The sequence below is a fragment of the Rhizobacter sp. P2_H3 genome (genome assembly GCF_056403355.1).
In genome coordinates this window covers 1-2625 of the sequence record NZ_JBFUFQ010000408.1, presented here as the reverse complement: position 1 = coordinate 2625, position 2625 = coordinate 1, and the positions used below count along the sequence as shown (strand labels likewise).

Here is a 2625-nt window from a genome sequence, read left to right as displayed (position 1 = left end):
CCAATAAGGGAGTAGCGCCGGAGCTGGCTGGTTTCATGGCCCGCGCGCGCCAGCGCGCTTCGTGCACTGACTGTCGCCCACTGTTTGACCACAACGAACGAAGTGAGTGGCGGGAGTTTGGGCGACGGGCCATGAAACCAGTCAGCGCAGGGGAGTCTTCGCCCCGCCAGGGGCGAAGACCGCTGCGACGGCGAGCCCCAGACTCCCCGCTCGCGCCTTCCGCGCCGATGCGCGAACGAACGAACGAACGAACGAACGAACGAACGAACGAACGAACTACAGGATCGGAACCCCTGTCTTCGATTGCAGCGCCTCGCGCGACACACCCGGCGCGATCTCGACCAGCTTCAGCCCCTGCGGCGTCACGTCGAGCACCGCGAGGTCGGTGATGATGCGGTTCACCACGCCCACGCCCGTCAGCRGCAGCGTGCAGGCCGGCAGGATCTTCAGGTCCTCGCTGCCGTCCTTCTTGCGCGCGACGTGCTCCATCAGCACCAGCACACGCGGCACGCCGGCCACCAGGTCCATCGCGCCGCCCATGCCCTTGACCATCTTGCCGGGGATCATCCAGTTCGCGAGGTCGCCCTTCGCGCTGACCTGCATCGCGCCCAGGATGCTGAGGTTGATCTTGCCGCCGCGGATCATCGCGAAGCTGTCGTGCGAGCCGAAGATCGACGAGCCGGGGATGGTGGTGACCGTCTGCTTGCCGGCGTTGATCAGGTCGGCATCGACCTGGTCCTCGGTCGGGAACGGGCCGATGCCGAGCATGCCGTTCTCGCTCTGCAGCCAGACCTCGATGTCGCTGCGCACATGGTTGGCCACCAGCGTCGGCAGCCCGATGCCGAGGTTCACGTAGAAGCCGTCCTGCAGCTCGGCGGCGGCCTTGGCGGCCATTTGGTCGTGGGTCCAGGCCATGGTCAGCTCCCTGCCTTCGCGGTTTCAGTGATCGTGCGCTTCTCGATGCGCTTCTCGGGGTGCGCGTTCAGCACCAGCCGGTGCACGTAGATGCCCGGCAGGTGGACCGCATCGGGGTCGAGCGTGCCGGTCTCGACGATCTCTTCCACCTCGACCACCGTGACCTTGCCGGCCATCGCGACCGCCGGGTTGAAGTTGCGCGCGGTGCGGCGGAACACCAGGTTGCCGCTGCGGTCGGCCTTGTGCGCCTTCACCAGGCTCACCTCGGGCAGCAGCGCGCGCTCCATCACGTAGACGGCGCCGTCGAACTCGCGGGTTTCCTTGCCTTCGGCGACCAGCGTGCCGACACCGGTCTTCGTGAAGAAGGCCGGAATGCCGGCGCCGCCGGCGCGCAGCTTCTCGGCCAGCGTGCCCTGCGGCGTGAACTCGAGCTCGAGTTCGCCGGCCAGGTACTGGCGCTCGAACTCCTTGTTCTCGCCAACGTAGCTGGAGATCATCTTCCTGATCTGCCGGGTCTCGAGCAGCTGGCCGAGGCCGAAACCGTCGACGCCGGCGTTGTTCGAGATCACCGTCAGGTTCTTCGCGCCGCTGTCGCGCAGCGCGCCGATCAGGGCCTCGGGAATGCCGCACAGCCCGAAGCCGCCGACGGCCAGCAGCTGGCCGTCGCGCACGATGCCTTTGAGGGCGTCGGCGGCACTGGCGTACACCTTGTTCATGGAGCGTCTCCTGCGCAATGGAAATCAGCCGCGAAGCGTACTACGTAGTGCGTTACGTAGGCCGGGCGGGCGGTACGTAGAAATGACTAGGGTGAAGCGCGAACACGAAACAGGGCCGGACGCGGTCAGGCACGCCATTTGCCGAGCGGACTCTCGCCCCCGGCATCCACCGCGGCAGCTTCAGGAGATCGACGCGATGAAGATCCATGCACTCGTCATCATGCTGGCCGGACTGGGGCTGCAGGCCACCGCCCCGGCGGCAGAGCACGGCTCGGCCGGGTTCACGCTGGACCCGATCACCACCATCGCGGCGAGCCGCGATGCGCCGCGCGAGCCCGGCGACGTCGGCCACTGGCTGGCCGGCAACTACATCGGCGGTCAGATGTTCACCTCTCAGGACCAGACCGGCAATACGTCCCGATACGACAACTTCGTCGGCCCGAACGGCCTTGAATACGGCGCACCGTTCGGCGAGTCGGACCGGCTGTTCCCGGCACTCGGCGGATCGCAGCTGTCGGCACGCGCGTACAGCACGACGAACAGCCTGGGCGTGAGCTGGGCGACCGATGTGCCGACCGACAACGCCAGTGCGAGCATCAACTGGCAACGCTTCGTGAAGCTGGATCCGCATGGGTCGATCACGCTGTCGGGACTGGCGACGCTCGACCGAAGCAACCCGCACGCGCTGTCGACGCACTACCAGTTCGCACCTGACGGCAACTACAACCTCGCGACGCTGACGCTGAGCGACGACAGCGTCTACCAGCACGCCGTCAGCCTGCACGCCTGGATCCTGGACGACGATCCGACCGTGTGGGACGACGCGTCGCAAGCCCACGCGGGCGGCCCGGAGGCTTTCACCTACAGCGCCGACTCCTTCGGCGCGCTGTCGTTGACGCTGCACAACGACTCCCCCCTTCCGATGTTCGCGAGCCTGGGGGTGTTCGCCTTCAGTTGGGTGCAGGCGATTCCGGAGCCTGCAACGGCGCTGATG

Annotated in this window: 3 protein-coding genes; 1 reads left to right on the top strand and 2 read right to left on the bottom strand. The window is 66.9% G+C overall.

Annotation, left to right across the window (positions count from 1 at the left end):
* Window positions 1-276 precede the first annotated feature (276 nt).
* Both AC1D1T_RS31630 and AC1D1T_RS31625 read right to left on the bottom strand, forming a co-directional pair.
* Window positions 277-915: a 3-oxoacid CoA-transferase subunit B gene (locus tag AC1D1T_RS31630; protein ID WP_477993323.1), complete on the bottom strand. Its 639-nt coding sequence runs from the start codon at window positions 913-915 to the stop codon at window positions 277-279.
* Window positions 916-917: 2 nt separating this feature from the next.
* Window positions 918-1631: a CoA transferase subunit A gene (locus AC1D1T_RS31625; RefSeq protein ID WP_047513534.1), complete on the bottom strand. Its 714-nt coding sequence runs from the start codon at window positions 1629-1631 to the stop codon at window positions 918-920.
* Window positions 1632-1827: 196 nt separating this feature from the next.
* On the opposite strand from AC1D1T_RS31625, the gene AC1D1T_RS31620 reads away from it, so the two are divergent.
* A partial coding sequence (locus tag AC1D1T_RS31620) for a hypothetical protein (RefSeq protein ID WP_477993322.1) occupies window positions 1828-2625 on the top strand: 798 nt, incomplete at its 3' end.